General features: G+C 72.0%; 18 protein-coding genes and 1 pseudogene. 11 read left to right on the forward strand and 8 right to left on the reverse strand.

The window, feature by feature from the left end; translation table 11 throughout:
- Positions 1-226 precede the first annotated feature (226 nt).
- A complete protein-coding gene (locus ACQ9ZG_RS22215; protein ID WP_499281150.1) occupies positions 227-1,657 on the forward strand; it encodes a hypothetical protein in 1,431 nt (476 codons plus the stop codon).
- A 238-nt stretch (positions 1,658-1,895) separates the two neighbouring features.
- On the opposite strand, the gene ACQ9ZG_RS22220 is transcribed toward ACQ9ZG_RS22215, so the two are convergent.
- From ACQ9ZG_RS22220 to ACQ9ZG_RS22235, 4 genes are all read right to left on the reverse strand, one after another.
- Entirely contained in the window at positions 1,896-2,306 is a 411-nt protein-coding gene (locus ACQ9ZG_RS22220) for an SCO4983 family protein (RefSeq protein ID WP_028419629.1), read from the reverse strand.
- A 219-nt stretch (positions 2,307-2,525) separates the two neighbouring features.
- The gene (locus ACQ9ZG_RS22225; RefSeq protein WP_084992577.1) at positions 2,526-3,737 is read right to left on the reverse strand and encodes a pyridoxal phosphate-dependent aminotransferase; all 1,212 of its coding nucleotides are present in this window, start codon (positions 3,735-3,737) and stop codon (positions 2,526-2,528) included.
- A 288-nt stretch (positions 3,738-4,025) separates the two neighbouring features.
- Positions 4,026-4,841, reverse strand: a complete 816-nt coding sequence (locus ACQ9ZG_RS22230) for an arylamine N-acetyltransferase family protein (protein WP_028419631.1) — start codon at positions 4,839-4,841, stop codon at positions 4,026-4,028.
- 230 nt (positions 4,842-5,071) lie between these two features.
- Positions 5,072-5,908: an NAD(P)-dependent oxidoreductase gene (locus ACQ9ZG_RS22235; protein ID WP_109917481.1), complete on the reverse strand. Its 837-nt coding sequence runs from the start codon at positions 5,906-5,908 to the stop codon at positions 5,072-5,074.
- A gap of 99 nt (positions 5,909-6,007) precedes the next feature.
- On the opposite strand from ACQ9ZG_RS22235, the gene ACQ9ZG_RS22240 reads away from it, so the two are divergent.
- Together ACQ9ZG_RS22240 and ACQ9ZG_RS22245 are read left to right on the forward strand one after the other, a co-directional pair.
- On the forward strand, positions 6,008-6,382 hold the full coding sequence (locus tag ACQ9ZG_RS22240) for a winged helix-turn-helix transcriptional regulator (RefSeq protein WP_109917480.1): 375 nt from the start codon (positions 6,008-6,010) through the stop codon (positions 6,380-6,382).
- A gap of 90 nt (positions 6,383-6,472) precedes the next feature.
- Positions 6,473-7,336: a S1 family peptidase gene (locus ACQ9ZG_RS22245; protein WP_109917479.1), complete on the forward strand. Its 864-nt coding sequence runs from the start codon at positions 6,473-6,475 to the stop codon at positions 7,334-7,336.
- 68 nt (positions 7,337-7,404) lie between these two features.
- Here ACQ9ZG_RS22245 and ACQ9ZG_RS22250 read toward each other — a convergent pair.
- The 3 genes and pseudogenes from ACQ9ZG_RS22250 to ACQ9ZG_RS22260 all read right to left on the reverse strand — a co-directional run.
- Positions 7,405-7,500: pseudogene (locus tag ACQ9ZG_RS22250) on the reverse strand (TetR/AcrR family transcriptional regulator); the annotation flags it as partial.
- A gap of 111 nt (positions 7,501-7,611) precedes the next feature.
- Positions 7,612-9,243: an N-acyl-D-amino-acid deacylase family protein gene (locus ACQ9ZG_RS22255; RefSeq protein ID WP_109917655.1), complete on the reverse strand. Its 1,632-nt coding sequence runs from the start codon at positions 9,241-9,243 to the stop codon at positions 7,612-7,614.
- Between the two features lie 89 nt (positions 9,244-9,332).
- A complete protein-coding gene (locus ACQ9ZG_RS22260; RefSeq protein WP_499281152.1) occupies positions 9,333-10,706 on the reverse strand; it encodes an alanine racemase in 1,374 nt (457 codons plus the stop codon).
- 133 nt (positions 10,707-10,839) lie between these two features.
- Between ACQ9ZG_RS22260 and ACQ9ZG_RS22265 the strand changes: the two genes are divergently transcribed.
- From ACQ9ZG_RS22265 to ACQ9ZG_RS22285, 5 genes are all read left to right on the forward strand, one after another.
- Positions 10,840-12,024 carry a sugar kinase gene (locus ACQ9ZG_RS22265; protein WP_499281154.1) on the forward strand — a complete coding sequence of 395 codons (1,185 nt, stop codon included), beginning with the start codon at positions 10,840-10,842 and terminating at the stop codon, positions 12,022-12,024.
- Positions 12,021-12,785, forward strand: a complete 765-nt coding sequence (locus ACQ9ZG_RS22270; protein WP_109915267.1) for an IclR family transcriptional regulator — start codon at positions 12,021-12,023, stop codon at positions 12,783-12,785. The genes ACQ9ZG_RS22265 and ACQ9ZG_RS22270 overlap by 4 nt, the downstream gene beginning before the upstream one ends.
- 6 nt (positions 12,786-12,791) lie before the next feature.
- A complete protein-coding gene (locus ACQ9ZG_RS22275) occupies positions 12,792-13,202 on the forward strand; it encodes a RidA family protein (protein ID WP_018490109.1) in 411 nt (136 codons plus the stop codon).
- A gap of 142 nt (positions 13,203-13,344) precedes the next feature.
- Complete coding sequence (locus ACQ9ZG_RS22280; RefSeq protein ID WP_028419640.1) at positions 13,345-14,820, forward strand: GntP family permease; 1,476 nt, start codon at positions 13,345-13,347, stop codon at positions 14,818-14,820.
- 164 nt (positions 14,821-14,984) lie between these two features.
- Positions 14,985-16,286, forward strand: coding sequence for an Nramp family divalent metal transporter (locus ACQ9ZG_RS22285; protein ID WP_109915268.1), 1,302 nt, complete (start codon positions 14,985-14,987; stop codon positions 16,284-16,286).
- Positions 16,287-16,359: 73 nt separating this feature from the next.
- Here ACQ9ZG_RS22285 and ACQ9ZG_RS22290 read toward each other — a convergent pair whose 3' ends face one another.
- Complete coding sequence (locus ACQ9ZG_RS22290) at positions 16,360-18,096, reverse strand: chitinase (protein ID WP_309076620.1); 1,737 nt, start codon at positions 18,094-18,096, stop codon at positions 16,360-16,362.
- Positions 18,097-18,745: 649 nt separating this feature from the next.
- On the opposite strand from ACQ9ZG_RS22290, the gene ACQ9ZG_RS22295 reads away from it, so the two are divergent.
- The 3 genes from ACQ9ZG_RS22295 (at position 18,746) to ACQ9ZG_RS22305 (ending at position 21,871) form a co-directional block, all read left to right on the forward strand.
- Entirely contained in the window at positions 18,746-19,618 is an 873-nt protein-coding gene (locus ACQ9ZG_RS22295; protein ID WP_258312145.1) for a hypothetical protein, read from the forward strand.
- 230 nt (positions 19,619-19,848) lie between these two features.
- The gene (gene cpaB, locus ACQ9ZG_RS22300) at positions 19,849-20,562 is read left to right on the forward strand and encodes a Flp pilus assembly protein CpaB (protein ID WP_028419644.1); all 714 of its coding nucleotides are present in this window, start codon (positions 19,849-19,851) and stop codon (positions 20,560-20,562) included.
- A gap of 7 nt (positions 20,563-20,569) precedes the next feature.
- Entirely contained in the window at positions 20,570-21,871 is a 1,302-nt protein-coding gene (locus ACQ9ZG_RS22305) for a CpaE/TadZ family protein (RefSeq protein WP_499281157.1), read from the forward strand.
- Position 21,872 lies beyond the last annotated feature (1 nt).

Consider the following 21,872-nt stretch of genomic DNA (forward strand, 5'->3'; position numbering starts at 1 on the left):
TGCGCAGAGTGCGCCCGGAAGCCGACATTCCTGGCCGAGTTGGGTGTACGGGAGATGAAGCGGCTATCCCAGTACGCAACGGAGGGGCGGCCGGGACGCTCGGGAGAGGGTGGCGGCAGAGGCGATGACATCTCCATCATGACAGGTCAGAGGCGGTCTTCGTAGGACGGACGGCACAGGTTCCACGCCTTGTTCGGCGGCCTCGGCGGCGCCCAGAATCTCCGCCATGGACATCTCGGGGACAGTCGATCAGGACGACATCATGCGGGCGCGGACCATCCTGCTCGGATCGGGCCGCCGCACGCCGTACGAGGAAGTCGACGCCTACCGGGTGCTCGCCCGGGTCGGCCCCGCCGCCTATCTGCCCCGCCTGGTCCGGGCACTGCACGACCTGAGCTACGAACGGGTCCACGGTTCCGGCAGGTCCGGCGGCCCCGGGGCCGGATTCCACGAACCACCCATGGCGCGACTCGCGTTGCTGGAGGAAGCGGTGGCCGCGGCGCGGGTTGTCGACCCGGCCGAACCCGGGCGTGCGCAACTCCTGTACCAGGCACTCGACTTCTGCCAGAGGGATCTGTACGCCATGGGCAGGCGCGCCGAAGGGCTGGCCCTGCGGGCCGAGATGCTGGCCATCGGCCGTGCGCAGGCCGCAGCGGTCGGTGGTCCGGTGAGCCGGGGGGTGAGGGAGTGGGCGGCCGGGATCTCCGAGGAGGGCCGTTGTGCCGAAGCTGCGGACCTGCTCGGTGAGTTGGTCACCGCGACGCTGCCGGACGGGCCCGGTGAGGGCACGCTCGCCTGGCTGCTCCTGGAGTGGATCGGCGCTCTCCATGACGCGGGCCGGGCGGATGAGGCGCTGGCCGCGTTCGAGGGGCTCGTCACCATGGAAGCGGCCGAGGCCGCGGCCGACCGGGGGCCGGTGGCCTGCCACGCCCACGCGCTGATCGGATATGCGCGGATGCTCGGCGCCCGGGGCAGGGGGGAGCGGGCGGCCGCCGTACGCAGGGAGGCCCGGGCCGTGCTGACGGAGCTGGCCACCACCGGTGAGCGCCGGTCGCGGAGCGGCTACCAGGCAACCTTCTGGGCCGTGCTGCTGTCCCTCTCGGGCGCGGACAGCGAGCGGCCCGCCGCGTCCGACGAGCGGCCCGCGTCTGGGGAGGGGCCCGCGTCCGACGAGCGGCCCGCGTTCGGGGAGGCGCCCGCGTCCGACGAGCGGCCCGCGTCCCGCGAGAGCTCGGGGCCCGCCGTGCCGCGTCCGCCGCTGGGCGTGGTACCTCGGGACTGGTCCCCGGACGTCCGGCAACGCTATTTCGACAGCCGTACAGCCCTGCGGGAAGAGGCCGACGCCCTCGCCGCGCAGGCGGCCGAGGACCCGGACGTCCCGTGTGCCGAGCGGGTCCGGCTGCATCGGGTTCTCGCCGTGCGCTCAGCTGTCCACGCGGAGTTCCACACCCACCTGTTCGCGGAGCGGACGCGGCACCTGTTCGACGAGGGGGTGAAGCTGGCCCGCGGCCTGGCCCGTCAGGGCTCGGTCGAGGGACCGGCGGTTCTCGCCGACACCCTGATGGACCGGTCGGCCTTTCGCCTGGCGGCCGGGGAATTCGGCCCGGCGCTGGACGACTTCCGCGAGGCCTCGGGGCTGCTGGGGGACGCGGGCTGATCCCGCGGAGAACGGCGAAGGGTGAAGGGCGAGCGGAGAACCGGGACCGGGCAGCGGGGAGGAGACCGGGCAACGGAGGCCCGGAAACCGAGACCGGGGAACTGATGTCAGGGACCTGAAACCTGGGGAACTGGGGTCAGGGCACTGAGACCAGGGGGCCGGGCCAGGGAACCCAGGTCCGGGAACCGGAAACGTGGCACCCGGTCCGCGCGCCCTGCCGGCACGCGGACCGGGGCCGTCAGTGGGCGCCGACCAGCTGCCCGGAGGCGGCGGTGTCGGCGGAGGCCGAGGCGAGGGCCTCGGTGTGGGCGTCCATCCGCTGCGCGGAGAGGATGGCCGCGGTCGTGTCGGCGCGGGACGCCGCCACCACCAGTGCGCGGCCCGCCAGGGCGTGGGCGCGGCGGTGCAGGGCCGCCGGGGCGGCGTCGGTCAGGGCGGCGTGCCGGGCGGGCGGGGCGCCGCGCAGCCGCGCCACCTGCTCGGCGATGCGGTCGCCCGCCGCGCCGAGGCCCAGTTCGTCGGTGACCGCGAGGAGGGCGGCGAGGTGCCCGGCCAGCTGGATGTCCAGCTCTTCCTCGCGGCTGCGGTGCGGAAAGTCCGCGTCGTCGGCCGGGCTGTGGACCGAGGGGGTGCGGATCGGCTCGTACATGGATGGCCTCCCGGTGATGCTGGATATCCATCCTACATTGGATCGAGTCTAAACTTACGCTCGATCTGAAATCCGGTCGCAACCGTTCGGGCATCCGGTCCGGCGCCCGGGCGGGCGCCCCGGCCGCCGACCGACCGGGCAACCGTCCGGCGGCCTCCCTGCCTCCAGCCCGACCTCCGGCCCCGCCTCAGCCCCCGCCCCGCACCGTGGGCGCCCGGCCTACGGCTGCCCGTAACCGTCCAGGAACGAGCCGATCCGCGTCACCGCGTCCCGCAGCTCCTCCGTCGCGGGCAGCGTCACGATGCGGAAGTGATCGGGCTCCGGCCAGTTGAACCCGGTCCCCTGCACGACCATGATCCTCTCGGCGCGCAGCAGGTCCAGCACCATCTGCCGGTCGTCCTTGATCTTGTAGACCTTCGGGTCGAGCCGGGGGAAGAGGTAGAGCGCCCCCTTCGGCTTCACGCAGGTCACCCCGGGGATCGAGGTCAGCAGGTCGTACGCCACGTCCCGCTGCTCCAGGATCCGGCCGCCCGGCAGCACCAGGTCCTCGATCGACTGCCGACCGCCGAGGGCGGTGGCCACCGCGTGCTGGGAGGGCATGTTGGCGCAGAGCCGCATGTTGGCCAGGATCGTCAGCCCCTCGATGTACGAGGTGGCGTGCGCCTTCGGGCCGCAGACCGCCAGCCAGCCGGAACGGTATCCGGCCACCCGGTAGTTCTTCGAGAGCCCGTTGAACGTCAGCACCATCAGATCGGGGGCCAGCGCCGCCGTCGGGGTGTGGGTGGCACCGTCGTACAGGATCCGGTCGTAGATCTCGTCGGAGCAGACGATCAGGTTGTGGCGGCGGGCGATCTCGGTGAGACCGCGCAGCATCTCGTCGTCGTACACCGCGCCGGTCGGGTTGTTCGGGTTGATGATCACCAGGGCCTTGGTGCGGTCGGTGATCTTCCGCTCGATGTCCGCCAGGTCCGGCATCCAGTCGGCCTGCTCGTCGCACCGGTAGTGCACGGCCGTTCCGCCCGCCAGCGCGACCGAGGCCGTCCACAGGGGGTAGTCCGGGGCCGGTACGAGGACCTCGTCACCGTCGTCGAGCAGGGCCTGCATCGACATCTGGATCAGCTCGGAGACGCCGTTGCCCAGGTAGACGTCCTCGACGTCGAGGTCGATCGCCTTGGTCTGGTAGTGCTGCACCACCGCGCGCCGCGCCGACAGCAGCCCCTTCGCGTCGCCGTAACCGTGCGCGCCCGAGAGGTTCCGGAGGATGTCCTCGAGGATCTCCGGCGGGCACTCGAACCCGAACGCGGCCGGGTTGCCCGTGTTGAGCTTGAGGATGCGCTGACCGGCCGCTTCGAGCCGCATCGCCTCCTCCAGCACGGGGCCCCGGATCTCGTAGCAGACGTTGGCGAGCTTGGTGGACTGGATGACCTGCATGTCCGTGAGCTTACGGCCGCGTTTCGCGGGGTGCGCGGAGATTGCGCCGTTCTCGGGACCCCGGCCCCGCCCGCCGCCGCGCTCCGGCTTCCAACGCCAAGGCCGCCCCGGCCCCGGACCGTGGGAAGGGCCGGTGGCGGCGGCGTCGCGGCTTGGAATGGGGCGTCAGCGGCCCGCGCGGGTGAGATGCGCCACGCGGGCGGTGACACGGCGCCCCGCCGGCGGGTGAAGGCGGGTGAAGACGGGCGAGGGGCGTCGTGTCCGCACGTCCGGTCCGTCGCCGTGCGCCTACGCCGGCAGCACGGCACCTTCCGGTACACGGATGTCGAAGTCGTCCCGGAGCACCCGCACCACCTCGTCGCGGCCCGACAGCAGCCGCTCCTTGACCGTGCCGTCCTCGGTCCGCTCGACCAGGTCCAGCCCGGCGAGCGCCAGGTGCGAGGCGTCGGGCAGGGTGCGCCGCACGTACACCGCCTGCTGGAACGGCGAGCGCGGGCTCGTCGCCACGTACCAGTTGATCATCTCGAAGTCCGGGGACTCGAAGGGCTCCAGCGTGAACGTGTACTGCGGTTCCCAGCTCCCGCCCTGCTCCGCCAGCAGCTCCCACATCTCCAGCGGACCGTCGTGCGCCATGGTGACCAGCCGGTGGCGGCGCGGGGCGTCGTGCAGCTCCGCACCCGGTACCAGCTCGATCGGCTCCAGGAGCGCGCCGACGTCCCCGAACCCGACATCGGCGATGTACGGGGTCGCCACACCCGGCACGTCCACCCGCAGCAGTATGTGGCTGCGCGGGCGGACGGCGCCGGGCGCGGCGCCCAGGACCACCCGGGCGGCCAGGAACGTCACCGTGAAGCCGAGCTGGCGCAGGGCGGTGGCGAGGACGGTGTTGTGCTCGTAGCAGTAGCCGCCCCGCCCGCCGCGGACGAGCTTGGCCTCCAGGTCGGCCAGGTCCAGGGAGGGCGCCGATCCGAGCACCGCGTCCAGGTTCTCGAACGGGATGCCCAGGGCGTGCGCGCGGTGCAGGGACCGCAGCACCTCCACCGTGGGCCGGGGCTCCCCGGACCAGCCGATCCTGGCGAAATAGGCGTCGAGGTCGAGTGTCATACCCCGACCGTACGCAGCCGGGGCCGGGCCGTGTCTCAGGCACACCGGGCCCGTGCCACGTGCTGCCGACGGCCCACCGGGCGCGCGCTGTCGGCGCCGGTCGTAGCCCGGCCGCGCGCGCTGTCGGCACCGGTCGGAGGCCGGCCGACGCTCCCGTACGGCCGACCCGCCGGCGTCGGCCGGGCGCCCGTGCCGCCGACGGCCCACCGGACAACTGCTGTCGGCGCCGGTCAGATGCCGGTCACCGAACCCGCCGCCGCTTCCAGCAGGGCCGTGTCCACGCCCTGCTCCCGGGCCGTACGGAGCAGGGCCGCGTCCCCGGCCGCCACCACGGCCGGGCTCGTCGTGTCCCCGGGCGGTGACGGGTCGCCGTACGCCGCCGTCGCCGGGGCCATCGCCGTGAGCCAGTCCGCCACCAGCCCGCCGAACTCCTCCCGGTCGATCCCCGCCCCTTCCACCAGCGCGAACGCGTGCCGGGCCCCCGCGAACATGGCGGTCATCGCGCTCAGCAGCGCCACGTCGTAGAGCGCGGCCAGCCCGAAGTCCTCGCCCACGTAACGGATTTCCGCCGGAACGCCGAGCACGTCGCGGTGCTGGTCGAAGAGGGCGCGCGACCCGCTGCAGAGGATGTGGCCGCCCGCCCCGGGCGCACCGATCATCGGCGGTACGGCCATGATCCCGCCGTCCAGGAAACGGGCCCCGCGCTCCGCCGCCCAGGCCGCCCGGGCGCGGGACTCGGCCGGGGTGGAGGTGGTGAGGTCGACCAGGTCCTTGCCGGTCAGGTCGGCGTCGGCAAGCGCCTCCCGGACCGAGGCGTCGTCGAGCAGGCAGGTGACGACGAGCGGCCTCGCGGCCACCGCCTCCGCCGCGCTGTCCGCCACCCGCGCGCCCCGGAGGGCGAGTTCGGCGGTGCGGCCGGGGCCGCGGTTCCAGATGGTGAGGGGGTGCCCGGCGGCGAGCCAGGTGCGGGCCAGTGCGGTGCCCATGGCGCCGAGGCCGAGCAGGGCGAGCGGGGCGGGGGAGGCCGGTGCGGTCGGTGAGGTCGGTGCTGATGCGTTGTCGGACATGCGGTTTAGGCTGGTCGAAGGGTCCGGGAGTGCTCAAGTACGCACTTTCGAGTGGGTGGTTACCCGGTGGTGAGTGATCAGGTGGGGGAGGGTGTCGCGATGAGGGCGGTACGGAGGCCGGGGGCGTACGTCTGCGGGATCGACGCCGCGATGGACGTGGTCGGCGGCAAGTGGAAGGTGCTCATCCTGTGGGCCCTGGCCGAAAGGACCTACCGCTTCGGGGAGTTGCGCCGGGCCGTCCCCGGCGTGACCGAGAAGGTGCTCACGGCGCACCTGAAGGAGCTGGAGGACGACGGCATCGTGCACCGCGAGGAGTACGCCGAAGTGCCGCCGAGAGTGGAGTACTCGCTCACCCCGCGAGGCGTGGCGCTGAACACGGCGCTGGGGCCGCTGGGGGACTGGGGGCGTGAGCACGTGTATCCGGGGAGTGGGGGCGAGGAGGGCCCCGCGGGCGGAGAGGTGGCCGGAAACTGACCCTTGTGATGGCCGGACATCTGGGGAACCATGCGCATGTCAAAAGCCGGAAGATTTCCGGTCCTGGCATCACTGGAGGGGACCCCCCACATGAACAAGCCTCTCATCGGTGCGTTTCTTGCTGCCCTGCTCCTGGGAGCGGGCGTCGCGCCCGCCGTCGCGGCCGAATCCGCGCAGGCGCGGGAATCCGCCACCGAGGCCGCACCCGCGCCCGCCGCGAAGGCCGTGACCTTCGCTGGAACCGTCGCGCTCAGCAACTGCTCTGGCTCCGTGGTCCGTTCGCCCGACTCCGCGCCCACCGACCCCGCCCTCGTGCTCTCCAACGGGCACTGTCTGGAGACCGGCTTCCCGGGCCCCGGCGAAGTGCTCGTCGACCGTCCGTCCACGCGGACGTTCACCCTGCTCGACGCCTCGGGCAGCGGCGTCGGCACGCTGAGGGCGAGCAAGATCGCGTACGGCACCATGACCGACACCGACCTCTCGCTCTACGAACTCACCTCCACCTACGAGGAGATCGAGAGCGCCTACGGCATCGAGGCGCTGGAGCTGGAGACCGCCCACCCCGTCGCGGGTACCGCCATCACCGTCGCCTCCGGCTACTGGAAGCGCACCTACAGCTGCGACATCGACGGCTTCGTCCACCAGTTGAAGGAGGGCCGGTGGACCTGGAAGGACTCGGTGCGCTACACCCCGGAGTGCCGGACCATCGGCGGTACGTCGGGTTCGCCGGTGATCGACGACGCCACCGGCAAGGTGGTCGCCGTCAACAACACCGGTAACGAGAGCGGCCAGGAGTGCACGGACAACAACCCGTGCGAGGTCGACGAGAACGGTGACGTGACCGTGCGCGAGGGCATCAACTACGCCCAGCAGACGTACAACATGGTCCCGTGCATCGGTCTCGGCAACAAGATCGACCTGGACCGGGAGGGCTGCGGGCTGCCCAAGCCGTAGCCCCGCGCCCTGCCGGGTGCCGTAGGTGTGAGTGATGTGCGGCGCGTGTCCGACGGTCCTGGTCTCTCTCAGGGCCGCCGGGCGCGCGCCGCCTCGATGCCGTCGAGCAGCACCCCGAGCCCCACCCGGAACGTCTCGCGCGCCTCCCGCTCCAGGTACGGCATACCGGCGTCCGGGGCCACGCCCTGGACCGCGTCCCGGGGGGGCGTCCGGGTCCGGGGCCTGCTCCGAGGCCGGGGCCCGGCTGCTGCCCGGGGAGCCCTCGCCCGGAGCCCTCAGGAAGCCCCCGCCCCGGCCCCCGCGCCCCGCACCGCCCGGCCCGCCAGCACCGGCGTGCGGCGGCTGTCCTCGATCACGAACCTGCCGTCGATCAGCACATGCGGGATGCCCACCGGCAGGGTGCGCGGCTCCTCGAAGGTGGAGCCCGCCGCCACCGTCTCCGGGTCGAAGAGCACCAGGTCCGCTCGGTACCCCTCGCGCACCAGGCCCCGGTCCGCCAGCCGCAGCCGGGCGGCCGGGCGGGAGGTCAGGTGGGCCACGCACTCCTCCAGCGAGAGGATCCCCAACTCCCTCACGTACCGCCCCAGATACTGGGGGAACGTGCCGTACGCCCTCGGGTGCGGCTTGTCGCCCTGGAGGATGCCGTCGCTGCCGCCCGTGTGCACGCGGTGGCGCATGATCTGGCGGACGTTCTCCTCGTGGCCCACGTGCTGGAGGATCGTCGTGCCGAGCCGGTCCTCGGTGAGCAGCCGCCGTGCGGTCACCCAGGGCTCCTCGCCCCGCAGCGCCGCCGAATCCGCCACCGTACGGCCCACGTACTCGACCAGCCGCGGGGCGCTGACGCCGGAGATCTCGATGGTGTCCCACTCGATCGGCACCCCGTGGCAGCCGTCCGAGCCGAGCACTTCCAGGTGGTGCCGTATCTTCTCGGCGGTCGACGGGTCCGCGAGCCGGGTGAGGACCGACTCGGGTCCGCCCTCGCTCGCCCAACTCGGCAGCATCGCCACGAGTGTTGTGCAGCCGGGGGTGTACGGGTAGGTGTCGAGCGAGATGTCGGCGCCGGTGGCCAGCGCACCGTCCAGCAGGGCCAGCAGGTCCGGCGCCCGGCCCTTGTTCACGCCGAAGTTCATGGTGGCGTGGGCGAGGTGGAGGGCGCAGCCGGCGTGCTGCGCCAGCTGCACCATCTCCTCGTACGCCTCCAGCGCCCCCGCCCCGTAACTGCGGTGGTGCGGGCAGTAGTAGCCGCCGTGGCGGGCCACCACCCGGCACAGCTCGGTGAGTTCGGCGCCGTCCGCGTACATCCCCGGGGTGTAGGTCAGGCCGGACGACATGCCGACCGCGCCCTCCCGCATCCCCTGGTCCACCAGCTCCTTCATCCGGGCCAGTTCGGCGTCGGTGGCCGGGCGGTCCTCCCAGCCGACCGCGGCCATCCGGACCGTGCCCTGCGGGACGAGATAGGCGGCGTTGACCGCGATGCCCTGGCCGCCGAAGTTCCGGTCCAGGCGGTCCAGATAGCCGCCGACCGTGCGCCAGTCGAAGTCGATGTCGGAGCCGTCACCGTTCCAGCCGGTGATGGAGCGGCGGACCTCCGCGAGCGTACGGTCGTCGACCGGGGCGTACGACAGGCCGTCCTGGCCCAGGACTTCGAGCGTGACCCCCTGCGCCGCCTTCGCGCTGTGGTCCGGGTCGCGCAGCAGCGCCAGATCGCTGTGGGCGTGCATGTCGATGAAGCCGGGGGAGAGCGCGAGCCCGTCGGCGTCGACCGTCCGGGCGGCGGTGGGGCGGGGGCCGGGGGAGCCCTCGCGGTGGATCTCGGAGATCCGGCCGCCGTCCACCGCCACATCGGCGCGGTAGGACGGCCCGCCGGTGCCGTCGACGACGAGCGCGTCGCGCAGGACCAGGTCCATGGGGAGCCTTTCGGGGAGCGGAGGCGGAGATGGGGGCGGAGGCGGAGGCGGGGCGGGAGGAAGGGCAGGGGCAGGGGGGGAGGGGCTGCTCAGAAGAACGTGCGGATGTAGTCCGTGACCGTGCCGTCCGCCTCCACCAGCGGGATCAGCTGCCACTTGTCGAAGCTGGTGCAGGGGTGCGAGAGACCCATCCCGACCCAGTCGCCCACCTCCAGTCCGGCCCCCGCCTCCGTACGCACCCACGTGTGCTGGTCGGAGAGGCCGGTGACCGTGATGCCGGTGGCCGGGCGCACCGAACCGTCCCGGGCCGAGCGGACCACCTGCGCCTCGGGGAGGTCCAGGTCGTACGCCGCGTCCCGCTTCCCCGCGTTCAGGAAGGCCTGTTCACCGGTCGGGCGGGAGACCACCTGGGCCCAGAGCCGGAACGCGGGCTCCAACGCCCCTTCCTCGGGGACCCGGTTGAAGGGGGTGAGGTGCTTGTAGTGGCCGTCGTCGTGCGAGACGTACGCGCCGGAGCGCAGCAACTTACAAACGGGCAGGCTCAGTTCGGGGATCCCCGCGAAGACGTCCGCCACCGCGTCGAACCAGGCGCTGCCGCCCGCGCTGATCACGATCTCCCCGGCCCCGGCGAACCGCTTCTCGCCGTCGAACACGGCCGCCAGCGCCACGAGCCGCCGCAGCCACGCCCGTACGCGCTCCGGATCGGCGTCCGGCACCTCGCCCTCGTACCCGGCCACGCCCACCAGGCGCAGCGACCCGGCCCCGGCCACCGCGTCGGCCACCGCCGCGCAGTCGGTCTCCGTCCGGGCCCCGGTCCGCGCGCCCTCGCCCGCGCCCAGCTCCACGACGACGTCGACGGGGCGGGTGGCGCCCGCCGCGCCCAGGGCCTCCTCCATCAGCTCGACCCCGCGCACGGAGTCCACGTAACAGACGAAGCGGAACTCCGGGTCGGCGCTCAGCTCACCGGCCAGCCAGCGCAGCGCGACCGGGTCGACCAGCTCGTTGGCGAGGAAGATCCGCCCGATCCCGTACGCCCGGTAGACCCGTGCCTGGTGCGGCACGGCGGCCGTGATGCCCCAGGCGCCGCGCCGGAGCTGGTCCGCGAAGAGCTGCGGGGCCATCGACGTCTTGCCGTGCGGGGCGAAGGCGAGGCCGTGCCGCTCGGCGTACGTCTCCAGCAGGGCGAGGTTGTGCTCGACCGACTCGGCGGAGAGCGCGAGGACGGGGGTGGTGAACCCGCCGGTGAAGAGGTTGCGGCGCTCGGCGGCGAGGGCGGAGACGGTGAGGCCCTCGGCGTCCGGCGGCAGGGCCTTGAAGCGGTGGTCGACGCGCTCGTCGGCGAGACCGGCGGCCAGGGACGTGGCGCGGGCGGTCGACGGCGAGGCGGCGCGGGCGGAGGCCGGGGGCGCGGTGCGGTCGGCCGTGGACGACGCGGGGCGGTCGGTGGGGCGGTCGGCTGCCAAGGTGAGCTCCTCGAAGTTCGTTGCAACATATGCAACATCCATTGCGTATATCGCTCAACGCTGTCTAACATCCGAGCCGACGCCCGGTCAATGGTGACCACCGGCCCGCACACCGACCAGCGAGGAGCCCTCAGTGTCCGGACCCGCAGCAGGGACGGCCCACGCCGCCACGACCACCGATGTCGTCTGCCTCGGTGAGTCCATGGTGACGTTCCTGCCCTCGCAGCCCGGCCGCCTCGCCGACGTGCCGTCCTTCGGGCGCGGGATCGGGGGCGCCGAGTCCAACGTGGCCTGCGCCCTCGCCGCCGCCGGGCACCGCGCGGCCTGGGTGGGACGGGTCGGGGCCGACGGCTTCGGCGACCACCTGGTCGAGACGATCGCGGGGTACGGGGTCGACACCTCTGCCGTCCGCCGCGACCCCGACCGGCCGACCGGCATCTACTTCCGTACGGCGACGGATCGCGGGACCGGGGCCCACGAGGTGGCGTACTACCGGGCGGGGTCGGCCGCGTCCGCGATGTCACCGGCGAACGTCCCGTACGGGGAACTGTTCGCGGGGCGGATCCTGCATCTGTCCGGGATCACGGCCGCGCTCTCCGCCGACTGCCTGGCCCTCCTGCGGGAGCTGACGGCTCCGCGCCCGGGGCGCCCGCTGGTGTCGTTCGACGTGAACCACCGGCCGCGGCTGTGGCGGGACGGGGATGCCGGTGTGCTGCTGGAGCTGGCCCGCCGGTGCGACCTGGTCTTCGTCGGTGAGGACGAGGCGGAGGAGGCGTGGGGGATCGTCGGCGCGGAGGCGATCCGGGCGGCGCTGCCGGAGCCTTCGGTGGTCGTCGTGAAGCGGGGGAGCGCGGGCGCGACGGTGTTCGCCTCGGGGCTCGGCCCAGCGCCCCGCTCCCCGAACGCCGGAGGGCCGGATCCTGCCGCAGGAGGGGCCGAGGACGGCTCGGGCCCGCGTTCCACGGAGGTCGGAGCGGCCGAGGCAGGGCAGGGCGCTCCCCGGTCTGCCGGCGGCGACACCGTCACCGTCGTCCCCGCCCTCCGTGTCGACGTCGTCGCCGCCGTCGGGGCCGGGGACGCGTTCGCCGCCGGGTTCCTCTCCGCGACCCTGCGCGGCCTGCCCGTACGGGACCGGGTCCGGCACGGGCATCTGATGGCCGCCGCCGTCCTCACCGTCCCCGGCGACCTCACCGAACCGCCCGCCCGCGACCACGCCGACCGCCTCGCCGCCCTCGACGACGGCGCCTGGGGGAGACTTCGTCTCGGCCCCGGCTGGACCGCAGCCGACCGGGCCCACGAGGAGGTACGTACGCCATGAGCCAGACCGTCGACCGGGCACTCAGCATCCTGCCGCTGCTCGCCCAGGGCCCCGCCGACCTCGGCCAGGTCGCCGAGCGGCTCGGCGTCCACAAGTCCACGGCGCTGCGCCTGCTGCGTACGCTCCACGAGCACGGGCTCGTCTACCGCCAGCAGGACCAGCGCTACCGCCTGGGCGCCCGGCTCTTCGCGCTCGCCCAGGAGGCCGTCGAGAACCTCGACGTGCGCGAGATCGCCCACCCGCACCTGGTCGAGCTGAACGACCGCTGCGGGCACACCGTGCACCTCGCCGTCTACGAGGAGCAGGAAGTCCTCTACATCGACAAGGTCGAGAGCCGCTACCCGGTCCGGATGTACTCGCGGATCGGCAAGCCCGTCGCGATCACCGTCGCGGCCGTGGCCAAGCTGCTGCTGGCCGACCTCACCGAGCCCGAGCGGCGCGCGATCGCCGAGAAGCTCGACTACCTCATGTACACGCCCCGTTCGACGCCGAACGCGGCCGCCTTCCTCAAGGAGCTGGCCGTCGTCCGCGAACAGGGCTGGGCCACCGACCTCGGTGGTCACGAGGAGTCCATCAACTGCATCGGCGCCCCCATCCGGGGCGCGGACGGCCGGGTCGTCGCGGCCATGTCGGTCTCCGCACCGAACGTGGTCGTCACGGCCGAGGAACTCCTCACCCTCCTCCCGCTGGTCCGGCGCACCGCCGAGACCATCAGCCGGGAGTACTCCGGCTCCGGCACCAACCGACCCAAGAAAGTCTGATCAGCCATGACCGAGAAGACCGCGCTCACCCCCTCCACCCACACCGCGCCGCCGGCGAAGTTCTCGCACGGCGTGAAGAAGGGGAACATCCTCCAGGTCGCCGGCCAGGTCGGCTTCCTGCCGGCCGTCGAGGGCCAGGCCCCGACCCCGGCCGGCCCCACCCTGCGCGAGCAGACCCTCCAGACCTTCGCCAACGTCAAGGCGATCCTGGAGGAGGGCGGCGCGAGCTGGGACGACGTGATGATGATGCGCGTCTACCTCACCGACGTGGACCACTTCGCGGAGATGAACGAGATCTACAACACCTACTTCGCCGAGCAGAACCTCAAGGAGGCCCCCTCGGCGCGGACGACGGTCTACGTGGGCCTGCCCAAGGGCCTGCTGATCGAGATCGACGCGCTCGCGGTGCTCAGCTGACGGTCCGGACGTCTCGCAGCCCGATCGCCTTGCTCCACCCGCAGCACCTCCCCACCCCGCCGTACGGTACGGCGCCCCGATCCCCGGGGGCGCCGTACCGCGCTCCGCCCTGCCCTCCCTCCAGCACCATCGGAGTTGCCCCATGCCGCTCGCCGCCACCCCACCGCCGGTCGAGACCCCACCGCACACCGGTGGCCTGCTCCTCCTGATCGACGGCACCGCCGGTCTGCTGACCGTCGCCGCCCTCGGTATCGCGCTCCTCCTCTTCCTGATCATCAAGGTCAGACTCCAGCCCTTCGTCGCCCTGCTGGCCGTCTCCATAGCCGTCGGCCTCGGCGCCGGGCTCTCGGTCACCGAACTCTTCGGCACCGTGCAGAAATCCGCAGCCGTCTCGGTCATCGAATCCGGCATGGGCGGCATCCTCGGCCATGTGGCGATCATCATCGGGCTCGGTACGATGCTCGGCGCGATCCTCGAAGTCTCGGGCGGGGCAGAGGTGTTGAGCGCCCGCCTGCTGAACCTCTTCGGGGAGAAGCGCGCCCCGCTCGCGATGGGCCTCACCGGACTCATCTTCGGCATCCCGGTCTTCTTCGACGTCGGCATCTTCGTCCTCGCGCCGATCGTGTACGCGGCCGCCAAGCGGTCCGGAAAATCGATCCTGCTCTATGCGATGCCGCTCCTGGCCGGGCTCTCGATGACCCACGCGTTCCTGCCGCCGCACCCGGGCCCGGTGGCCGCCGCCGGACTCTTCAACGTCTCGCTGGGCTGGGTCATCCTGATGGGCGCGGTCGTCGGCATCCCGGCGGTCCTGGCCGCCTGGGCGTACGCCGCCTGGATCGGGAAGCGGATCTTCGTCGACGTACCGCAGGACATGGTCGAGGCGGCCGCGGAGGCCAAGGCGGCCGTCGCCGCCGAGCAGCGGGCGGCGGGCGTCACCCCGCACGAGAAGCCGGTACCGCTCGCCACCGTCCTCGCGATCATCGGCACCCCGCTGGTCCTGATCCTCGCGGCGACCTTCTCCTCCATCGCGCTGGACCCTTCGACCCTCCGCTCGGTCGTGGAGTTCTTCGGCAACCCGTTCGTGGCCCTGACGATCGCCCTGTTCCTCGCGTACTACCTGCTCGGCATCCGCCGCGGCTGGTCCCGCAAGTCCCTGGAGTCGGTCTCCACCTCCTCGCTGAAGCCGGTCGGCAACATCCTGCTGGTGGTCGGCGCGGGCGGGGTCTTCGGCGCGGTCCTCAAGGGCAGCGGCATCGCGGACGCGCTGGCCGACACGTTCAACGACGTGGGCCTGCCCGTCATCCTGCTCGCCTGGCTGATCTCGGTGGTCCTGCGGGTCGCCCAGGGCTCGGCCACCGTCGCGATCGTCACCACGGCCGGGATCGTGGTCCCGCTGGTCGAGGGCCAGGACCTCTCCCAGGCGCACCTCGCGCTGATCATCATGGCGATCTCGGCGGGCTCCATCTTCGCCTCGCACGTCAACGACGGCGGCTTCTGGATGGTGTCGAAGTACTTCGGCATCTCGGAACGCGACACGTTGAAGTCCTGGACGGTGCTGGAGACGGTGCTGTCGGTGGCGGGCTTCGTGGTGGCGGCGCTGCTGAGCCTGGTGCTGTAGGGCCTGCCCCGTCGCCGTCGTCGCCGTCGTCGCCCGGAGGGGCGGGCCAGGTGCTGGACCACGGCTTTTGAGGCCCCTTGTGGCGATCCCGGCCCCGCCCCGCCCCTGCCCGATCCCCGCACGCCCTCTTGTGCGGCCCCGCCGATTGCGCTTCCTTGATCGGCATGGCTGAGACAAGAGCAACCACAGGGACGGGTGAGCCGGACTCCCGGCCGCGCAAGTCCAGCTGGAAGTACATCGGTCCCGGGATCGTCGTCGCGGCGACGGGGGTGGGGGCCGGGGATCTGGTCGCGACGCTGATCGCGGGCAGCAAGTTCGGCTACACGCTGCTGTGGGCGGCGGTGATCGGGTGCCTCGTCAAGATCTCGCTGGCCGAGGCGGCGGGGCGCTGGCACCTGGCGACCGGGCGCACTCTCTTCGACGGCTGGCGCAGCCTCGGCGCGTGGACGACCGTCTACTTCGCGGTGTACGTCGTCATCTGGGGCTTCATCTACGGCGCGACGGCGATGTCCTCCAGCGCCCTGCCCATCGTGGCCCTCTTCCCGGACGGTCCGGGGCTGAAGTTCTGGGCGATCGTGACCGGGCTGATCGGGCTGGCCTTCGTCTGGTTCAACCGGTACGCCGTCTTCGAGAAGGTCATGACGGTGCTGGTCGGCATCATGTTCGTGGTGGTCGTGTACGTGGCCGCCCGGGCGGTGCCGGACGTCGGGGCCTCGTTCGCCGGGCTCGCCCCCGTACTGCCGGACGGTTCGCTGCTCTACACCCTCGGGCTGATCGGCGGCGTCGGCGGCACGATCACGATGGCCGCCTACGGCTATTGGGTGAACGCGAAAGGGTGGAGCAACTCCTCCTGGATGAAGGTGATGCGGCTCGACAACCGGGTCGCCTACGTCACCACCGGCATCTTCGTCGTCGCCATGCTCGTCGTCGGCGCCGAGCTGCTGCACGCCTCGCAGATCGCCCTCACCTCGGGCGACCGGGGTCTGATCGACCTGGGCGAGGTGCTGGAGGACCGGTTCGGCGGGGCCACCGCCACGCTCTTCCTGATCGGCTTCTTCGCCACCTCGTTCTCGTCGCTGATCGGCGTCTGGCACGGGGTGAGCCTGATGTTCGCCGACTTCGTGGAGCGGTTCCGGGCCCCGGCGGGCGGGGAGAAGGAGCACGCGGGCCCGGAGACCGTCGACCGGCAGCAGCGGTCGGTGCCGTTCCGCGCCTATCTCCTCTGGCTGACCTTCCCGCCGATGGCCCTGCTCTGGCTGGACGAGCCCTTCGGCCTGGTCATCGCGTACGGCGTGCTCGGCGCGTTCTTCATGCCGTTCCTCGCCCTGACCCTGCTCTGGCTGCTCAACTCCTCCCGCACGCCCAGGGAGTGGCGCAACGGCTGGGTCAGCAACGGAATGCTGGCGCTGGCGGGGCTGCTGTTCGTCGTGCTGTGCGTGCAGCAGGTACGCGAACTCCCCTGGTGAGCCTCTCCAGTTGAAACGCCGCAGCGCCGCCGGGGGAGCGGCGGCGCTGCAGGTCTCTGGAGGGTGCTGCCGGTTACGGCAGGCTGCGGACGTGCGGTCCGACCGCCTTCGACCAGGCGAACCCGGCCGTCGCGTCCCAGTTCGTCGACCAGGTCATCGCGCCGCGGAGCGACGGGTAGGTCTTCGAGGGCTTGAACGAACCGCAGTTGGTGCCCTTGGTCAGGCAGTCCAGGGCCGCGTTCACGACCGACGGGGCGACGTAGCCGCTGCCCGCGCCCCGGGTGGAGGCGGGGACGCCGATGCCGACCTGGGACGGGTCGAGACCGTTCTCCAGCTGGATGCAGGCGAGCGCGGTGAGGAAGTCCACCGAACCCTGGTGGTAGACCTTGCCGTCGCAGCCGAGCATGGAACCGCTGTTGTAGTACTGCATGTTGACGACGGTCAGGATGTCCTTGATGTTCAGCGCCGTCTTGAAGTACTCACCCGACGTCGACTGCATGTCGATCGTCTGCGGGGCCATCGTGATGACCAGGCCGGGACCCGCCTTCGCCGACAGCTGGCGCAGCGCCTTCGTCATGTAGGTGGCGTTGAGGCCGTTCTCCAGGTCGATGTCGACGCCGTTGAACCCGTAGTCCTGCATGAGCGCGTACACCGAGTTGGCGAACGCGGTGGCCGAGGCGTCGTTCTCCACCCGGACCGTGCCCAGTTCCCCGCCGATGGAGATGATGACGTTCTTGCCCTGCGCCTGCTTGGTCTTGATGTCCGCCCGGAACTGGGCGTCGGTGTAACCGTTCAGCCCGGCGGTGTCCAGGTTGAAGGTGACCGCGCCCTGCGTGGGCGTGGCGTCCGCGAAGGAGACCGCGATGATGTCGTAGTCGGCGGGGACGTCGGTGAGCTTCTGGACGGCCGCGCCGTTGTTGAAGTTCTGCCAGTAGCCGGTCACCGCGTGCTTGGGCACGGCCGGGCCGGGGCCGGGGCCCGTGCCGGGCTTGGCCGTACGGGCGCTGATCGCGGCGGACTTGACCGACTCCCCGGCCGCGTTGGTCGCGCTCACGGAGAACTGGTACGCCGTGTCGGCGGCCAGCCCGGTGATCGTCGCGGAGGTCCCGGTGGAGGTGGTGGCCTCCACACCGTCCCGGTACACCTTGTAGCCCGTGGCGCCGGAGACCGCGTTCCAGGACAGGGCGACCGAGGAGGTGGTCGTGGCGCCCGCGGTGAGACCGGCGGGGGCACCCGGGATGACCGGGCCGGGGCCGTCGCCGCCGCCACCGCCGTCGGGACCCGTCACCTCGACGTCGTCGGCGTAGTAGGCGGACTGCCCGTACCAGCCGTGGGTGTAGACGGTCACCGAGGTGGTGTTCGGGCCGGTCCTGAAGCTCGTGGACAGCTTGGTCCAGGTGGTGGAGCCGGGCGTCCAGGTGGAGACGTCGGTCGTGCCGCTGCCGGTCACCCCGAGGTAGGCGTAACCACCCTGCACCCAGGAGCTGAGCGCGTAGGTCGAGTTGGGCTTCACGGCCACGGTCTGCGAGCACCGGGCGTTGTCCTGGCCGGCCGGGGTGGCCTTCAGCGCGGACGTGCCGCTGCGCACGGGGGAGGAGACCGTGGTGCCGCTGCCGCCGGAACAGGCCCAGTTGGCGAGCCCCGACTCGAAGCCCGCGTTCTTCGCGTTGTTGACGTCGGCGGCCTGGGCGGTGGAGACGAGCCCGGTGACGGTGAGGGCGCCGGCCGCGATCACGGCCATGGCGCCGCCGAGGAACGGCCGGGAGGAGTTCCCTCTGCGGCGTCTTCTGCTGCCTGCGGAGCGTTGCACGTGGGCCTCCGTGGGGAGTTGGTGGTACGTGGCGGGGTGGTACGGCGGGGAAGGGGTCGTACCGTGCGGGGTGGAGCAGAGGCGGTGGCGACCGCTGCGCATAAGCTGGTCCAGACCAATCGAGTTGTCAAGACCTCTGGCAGCGAACGGGGCTTCGGCGGCGGCCCCCGGGACGGCTCCGCCGGGTGGACGGTGGACGCCCGCGACCGCGCCCGGGTGGGGCTCCGCCGGAGTCGCTTCCGGGGAATCTTTGCCGGACGGTGATCCCGCACCGCCACCCCCGACCCGCACGGGTGATCTTGCCCAGGGTCTCCGTACCGTGACGGAGAGGCCCTGCCGGGAGAGTCCGGAACGCGCCCCGCTCCGCCCTGACGTGCGCAAACGAGAAGATGCCCGGATTCCGGATGGATTCTTCGGTGACGCTCCGCAAGGGCGGCCGGGTCGACCGGAATCGATTTCATCCCCTTTGGCGCCCGAATCCCGTACGAACGGTGTTCGCCTGATGACGCACTGGTCTCCGATAACTGTTCTCTGCCTGGTGAGACGTGGCTAAAGTGCTGAGGCAGGAGCACGGAGCAGGAGCGATTGCGGCCGACGTCTTGGCGGCGGCCGGAGCCGAACGGGGAAGAGCGTGCCGACCGCGATAGCAGTGACGAGTGCAGACCTGGTGCTGCCGCCCACCGATCAGCAGACCCCGACCGCGGCCCTGCTCCAGGCCCCCGAGGCCCAGACCCTGGAACGGGCGGTCGGCGACATGCACCTGCTGCTCGAACAGCACGGCTACGTCATCGCCCTCTACCCCAGCGGCATCCGGCCCGAGCACGAACGGCGCCTCCACTCCATCCGCTCCGTCCTGGAGAGCGACCGGATCGCCCTGGTCAAGGTGGAACTGCCGCCCCTCGGCGTGGCCGTACTGGTCCGGCAGTTACGGCAGTTGTCCATCTGCGACTTCAGCCCCGGGGTCGTCGCCTCCGCCGCCCGGCTGCTGGCGCACTACATCTACGCGGGTGCCCTGCTCCACTCCGTGGCCAAGCTCGACCGGGTCCCGGTCAGCCTCAAGAGCCACGCCAAGTCCTGGGTCCCCGGCTCCCAGTTCGCCGTGCTCGCCGGACCCGAACCGCAGCTCGTCAAATTGGGCCCGGCGGCCGAACCCCTGACCGGACCCGAGTTCCGTACGCATCTCCTCGTCGCGCAGGGGCAGTCGCCGTCCGCCTGGGTACAGGAGTCCCTCGCCCCCGCCTGGAAGGTCCAGGCCGTCCACGAGACGGCCGTCCCCGCCGACTCGCCGCGCTGGTGGGGCACGGCGAAACTCGTGGAGTTCGCCGCCCACCTCCCGGACATCTCCGTGCTGTACCAACTGGTCGCCTCCGTCCGCAGGGAGAGATGCCACTGGTGCGCCATGGAGCTCATCGGGGACCGCTGCGCCTTCTGCTCCGCACCGCTCGCCGCTCCCGAGCACCGCGACCGCAGACCGTCCACCGGGGTCCTCCAGCTGGAGTCCGGCGGCCGCTCCGGCCCCTAGGCCTCCCGCACCCCGCGGCCGGCCTCACCCGCCCCGCCCTTCGGCTGGGCCCGAGGCGGCCGGTGCGCCCGGCCCGGGCCCGTACCCCTCCGCCTCCGAACCCGCGCCCCCGAACCGCACACATCCCGCACTGCCCGTACTCCGATCCGCCCGTACACCGAACCGCAAGCATCCCGAACCGCCCGCACTCCGAACCGCACACATCCCGATCCGAACGAGGTTGACCGGCCATGAACTCCCGCCAGCGCCGCGGCGTGATACTCCTGCTCCTGTCGGTCCTGTGTGCCTTCGGTGCCTTCGCCGGTGTGCTCTCGGTGATCAGCGATGTGAACTCCAAGGTCGGCCCCGAGGTGACCGCCTACCGGGTGAAGAGCGACGTGGCCCCCTACACGGCCCTGACCAGCGGCCAGTTCGAGAAGATCACGATGCCGAAGCGGTGGCTCTCGGAGAACGCCGTGACCGACCTGCGGGAGGTCGAGTCGAAGATCGCCGTCACCCAGCTCCGCGAAGGCTCGCTCCTCCAGTCGGACATGATGGTCCGCAAACCCGAACTCCGCGCCGGTGAGCAGGAGATCGCCATCATGATCGACGCGGCGACCGGCGTCGCGGGCAAGATCACCCCGGGTGCCACGGTCAACATCTACGCCACCTTCGCCGGTGAGCAGGGCGAGAAGGGCGACCCCGCCCAGTCCAAGGTCATCGTCTCCAACGCCAAGGTCCTGGAGGTGGGCGAGCTGACCCCCCTCGACCCGAGCAGCGACGGCCGGCGCAACCAGACCACCGAGGCCGTGCCGATCACCTTCGCCCTGAACACCCTGGACGCCCAGCGCGTCGCCTACGCCGAGTCCTTCGCGGAGCACGTCCGCCTCGCCCTCGTCGCCCCGGGCAGCGACGGCACGATCCGCCCGGGCGACCGCACCTACACGCTCGACAAGGACAAGTGAGGATCGGATGACCACCAGAATCCTCCCGGCCGTCGGCGACCCCGACGCGGCCCGCTCCCTCACCACCCTGCTCAGCCAGCTGCCGGAGGCCGAACCGGCCGGCCCGGTGACCGACTCGACCCAGCTGATCGACACCCTGGCCCGGCTCGCGGGCGAGACCCTCGACGAACTGCCCGAAGTGGTGCTGGTGCACGAGCGGATCGGCCCGGTCCCGGCCCTGGAGCTGATCCGGGAGGTCTCCCTGCGGTTCCCCTCCGTCGGCGTCGTCATGATCACCACGGACGCGAGCCCCAGCCTCTTCGCCGCCGCCATGGACTCCGGCGCCCGCGGCCTGGTCACCCTGCCCGTGAGCTACGAGGAGCTGGCCAACCGGGTCCAGGCCGCGGCCCAGTGGTCCACCGGCGTACGCCGCCACCTCTCCTCCGCCCATGACGTCTTCACCGGACCCGGCGGCACGGTCGTCACCGTCACCGGCGCCAAGGGTGGTGTCGGGGCCACCGTCGCCGCCATCCAACTCGCCCTGGCCGCACAGGCGTCGGGCCACACGGTCGCCCTGGTCGACATGGACCTCCAGACCGGCGACATCGCCTCCTACCTCGACGTGCAGTTCCGCCGCTCCCTCGTCGACCTCGCCCTGATCGCCGACATCTCGCCCCGGGTCCTGGCCGACGCGGTCTTCTCCCACTCCACCGGCCTCGCCCTGCTGCTCGCCCCCGGCGAGGGGGAACGCGGCGAGGAGGTCAGCGACCGCTCCTCCCGCCAGATCGTCAGCGCCCTGCGCTCGCGGTACGAGATCGTCGTCATCGACTGCGGCGGCCAGATGAACGGGGCCAACGCGGCGGCCATCGAGATGGCGGACACGGCCCTGCTGGTGACGACCCCGGACGTGATCGCGGTGCGCGGCGCGAAACGGATCGTACGGATGTGGGAACGGCTCCAGATCCGCAAGGCCGAGGAGACCGTCACCCTCGTCAACCGCTACACCCGCAACACCGAGATCCAGCCGCCGCTGATCCAGAAGATCACCGGCACCCGGGTCGCGAGCGCCGCGGTCCCCGCCAACTTCAAGGAGCTCCAGGCGTCGATCGACTCCGGCCGGCTGCACGAACTGGACGCCAGGAGCACGGTCAAGCAGGCCCTGTGGGGTCTGGCCGGGGAACTGGGCATCGTCAAGCCGGGCGCGGCCGCCAGGAAGGGCGGCGGTGTGCTCGCCAAGCGGAATGGCGGCTCCCCGAAGAACGACCGGGGCCCGATCGGCCGCCCGCGCCGCCGGCGCGGCGGGCCCGCAGAGGCCGAGGGGACACGTTGAG

The organism is Streptomyces araujoniae, from assembly GCF_050871195.1.
Taxonomy (GTDB): domain Bacteria; phylum Actinomycetota; class Actinomycetes; order Streptomycetales; family Streptomycetaceae; genus Streptomyces; species Streptomyces bacillaris.

Bases quoted from the DNA above. Each gene is read 5' to 3' on its own strand.
- ACQ9ZG_RS22215 (WP_499281150.1), top strand. From the start codon at position 227: ATGGACATCTCGGGGACAGTCGATCAGGACGACATCATGCGGGCGCGG.
- ACQ9ZG_RS22220 (WP_028419629.1), bottom strand. From the start codon at position 2,306: ATGTACGAGCCGATCCGCACCCCCTCGGTCCACAGCCCGGCCGACGAC.
- ACQ9ZG_RS22225 (WP_084992577.1), bottom strand. From the start codon at position 3,737: ATGCAGGTCATCCAGTCCACCAAGCTCGCCAACGTCTGCTACGAGATC.
- ACQ9ZG_RS22230 (WP_028419631.1), bottom strand. From the start codon at position 4,841: ATGACACTCGACCTCGACGCCTATTTCGCCAGGATCGGCTGGTCCGGG.
- ACQ9ZG_RS22235 (WP_109917481.1), bottom strand. From the start codon at position 5,908: ATGTCCGACAACGCATCAGCACCGACCTCACCGACCGCACCGGCCTCC.
- ACQ9ZG_RS22240 (WP_109917480.1), top strand. From the start codon at position 6,008: ATGAGGGCGGTACGGAGGCCGGGGGCGTACGTCTGCGGGATCGACGCC.
- ACQ9ZG_RS22245 (WP_109917479.1), top strand. From the start codon at position 6,473: ATGAACAAGCCTCTCATCGGTGCGTTTCTTGCTGCCCTGCTCCTGGGA.
- ACQ9ZG_RS22255 (WP_109917655.1), bottom strand. From the start codon at position 9,243: ATGGACCTGGTCCTGCGCGACGCGCTCGTCGTCGACGGCACCGGCGGG.
- ACQ9ZG_RS22270 (WP_109915267.1), top strand. From the start codon at position 12,021: ATGAGCCAGACCGTCGACCGGGCACTCAGCATCCTGCCGCTGCTCGCC.
- ACQ9ZG_RS22275 (WP_018490109.1), top strand. From the start codon at position 12,792: ATGACCGAGAAGACCGCGCTCACCCCCTCCACCCACACCGCGCCGCCG.
- ACQ9ZG_RS22280 (WP_028419640.1), top strand. From the start codon at position 13,345: ATGCCGCTCGCCGCCACCCCACCGCCGGTCGAGACCCCACCGCACACC.
- ACQ9ZG_RS22285 (WP_109915268.1), top strand. From the start codon at position 14,985: ATGGCTGAGACAAGAGCAACCACAGGGACGGGTGAGCCGGACTCCCGG.
- cpaB (WP_028419644.1), top strand. From the start codon at position 19,849: ATGAACTCCCGCCAGCGCCGCGGCGTGATACTCCTGCTCCTGTCGGTC.
- ACQ9ZG_RS22305 (WP_499281157.1), top strand. From the start codon at position 20,570: ATGACCACCAGAATCCTCCCGGCCGTCGGCGACCCCGACGCGGCCCGC.